We start from the raw sequence: 2410 nt of genomic DNA, 5'->3' as shown, positions 1-2410 counted from the left end.
TCGGGGTGGCCATGCTGACCCTGCCGATCTTCGTGCCGATCATCGTGCAGCTGGGCTACAGCCCGATCTGGTTCGGCATCCTGTTCGCGGTGAACATGCAGGTGTCCTTCCTGTCGCCGCCGTTCGGTCCCGCGGCCTTCTACCTGAAGGGCGTGGCGCCACCGGAGATCAGCCTCAAGGACATCTTCGTCTCGGTGCTGCCCTTTATCGCCCTGCAGCTATGTGTACTCGCGGCGCTGCTGGTGTGGCCCGAAATGGCCATGTGGCTGGTGCAATGAAGCGGATCGGCCCCTCTCCGGGACCAGGCGCCAGGCTAGACGCCAGCAAAGCCACCTTTCCATAACGTCAACCCATACCTTTGTATGTTGACCATACACCACCCCAGGGGCGTAAGATGCCTCTGGGGCCAACCGTGAACCGGGACAAGGCGCCCACGTCACGCAAGGATATCGCCATGCATCATGACACCCCCGAGACCCTTCGCATCATCCAGTGCCGCCACCAGGGCAGCGTCAGGGCCGCCCTGGTCGAAGGACCGGACTTTGTGCGACTGACCGATGCCGACACCTATACCCTGGCACGCCGTGCGCTGGCCGAGGGCAAGGGCCTGGCGACCACGGTCAAGGCAAGCCTCGGTGACGAGACCCTCGACTACGCCGATCTGGTCGCGAGCGGTCAGCTACTGCCGCCGCTGACCCATCCGGATCCCGCGCACTGCCTGGTCACCGGCACCGGCCTGACCCATCTGGGCAGCGCCGATACCCGCAGCGCCATGCACGCCGACTCGTCCGAAACCGACGACGCCAAGCTGACCGATTCCATGCGCATGTTCAGGCTCGGCGTCGAGGGCGGCAAGCCCGCCGAAGGTCAGGTGGGCGCCCAGCCCGAGTGGTTCTACAAGGGGGATGGTGACTGCGTGGTGGCCCCCGAGGCGCCGCTGCCCTGGCCATCCTTTGCCGAGGATGCAGGCGAAGAGCCGGAACTCGCCGGGCTCTACCTCATCGATGATCAGGGCCGCCCCCATCGGCTGGGCTTCGCCATCGGCAACGAATTCTCGGATCACATCACCGAACGCTACAACTACCTGTGGCTGGCCCACTCCAAGCTTCGCGCCTGCAGTTTCGGCCCCGAACTGCTGATCGGTGAACTACCCTCTCATCTGGAGGGTACTTCGCGTATCACCAGAGACGGCGAGACCCTGTGGGAGAAGCCGTTCTTGACCGGTGAGGACAACATGGCGCACACCATCGCCAACCTGGAGCACCACCACTTCAAGTACCCAGGTTTCCGTCGGCCCGGTGACGTCCACGTCCATTTTTTCGGCACCGCCACCCTGAGCTTCGCCGACGGTGTCAGTGTCAAACCGGGCGAGCGCTACGAGATCGAGCTACCGGCCTTCGGGCGTCCCCTGCGCAATCCGCTGGCGCCGCCCACCGAGGACGAAGAACAGACCAGCGTCACGCCGATGTAATCGACCGGCGACAGGCTTCGACCGTCCCGCACAATGACGACACGAGCATTGAACGCAGGTCGAGCCGGCGTTGACACTGGTACCAGACAGCACACCGACAACCCCATCCCCGCAAGCGAAAAGGAGCCAACATGACTCTGGAAGGAAAGCAGCTGATCGGCAGCCAGGCCGTCGAGGCCAAGGGCGAGCCCATCCACGCCGTCAATCCGGCCACCGGTGAGACCCTCGAGCCTGGCTACAAGGCAGGTTCCAAGGCCGAGGTCGAGCGCGCCTGCGAACTGGCCTGGGCGGCCTTCGATAGCTACCGCGAGACCGGCCTCGAGGCCCGTGCGACCTTTCTCGAGACCATCGCCGAGGAGATCGAGGCGCTCGGTGACACCCTGATCGAGCGCGCCATGCAGGAGTCCGGCCTGCCCCAGGCACGTCTGCAGGGCGAGCGCGGCCGTACCTGCGGCCAGCTGCGCCTGTTCGCCTCGGTGGTGCGCGCCGGCGAATGGCTCGACGTGCGGCACGATCCGGCCCTGCCGGACCGTGAACCGATGCCGCGGGTCGACCTGCGCCAGCGCCATATCGCACTGGGTCCGGTGGCGGTGTTCGGCGCCTCCAACTTCCCGCTGGCGTTCTCGGTGGCCGGTGGCGACACCGCCTCCGCCCTGGCCGCCGGCTGTCCGGTCGTGGTCAAGGCCCACTCGGCCCACCCCGGCACCTCGGAGCTGGTCGGCCGCGCGCTGCAGAAGGCGGTGGCCCGCTGTGAACTGCCGGAAGGCGTGTTCTCGCTGCTGTTCGGTTCCGGTCGCGAGGTCGGCCAGGGCCTGGTCAGCGACGCGCGGATCAAGGCGGTGGGCTTCACCGGCTCGCGCAGCGGTGGCACCGCCCTGATGAAGACCGCCCAGGCGCGTCCCGAGCCGATCCCGGTGTACGCCGAGATGAGCTCGATCA

General features: G+C 66.5%; 3 protein-coding genes. All 3 read left to right on the top strand.

Annotation, left to right across the window (positions count from 1 at the left end):
* Positions 1 to 278, top strand: a 278-nt coding sequence (locus tag C9F12_RS22140; protein WP_162816557.1) for a TRAP transporter large permease subunit, incomplete at its 5' end; no start/stop codon positions are given.
* Positions 279 to 454: 176 nt separating this feature from the next.
* Entirely contained in the window at positions 455 to 1471 is a 1017-nt protein-coding gene (gene araD1 / locus C9F12_RS22135; protein WP_108450233.1) for an AraD1 family protein, read from the top strand.
* 131 nt (positions 1472 to 1602) lie between these two features.
* Positions 1603 to 2410, top strand: an 808-nt coding sequence (locus tag C9F12_RS22130) for an aldehyde dehydrogenase family protein (protein ID WP_114447134.1), incomplete at its 3' end; no start/stop codon positions are given.

It is taken from the genome of Halomonas sp. BN3-1, from assembly GCF_003056325.1.
Taxonomy (GTDB): domain Bacteria; phylum Pseudomonadota; class Gammaproteobacteria; order Pseudomonadales; family Halomonadaceae; genus Halomonas; species Halomonas litopenaei.
The sequence above is the reverse complement of the archived record's forward strand: the minus strand, read 5'-3'. Positions and strand labels throughout refer to the sequence as shown.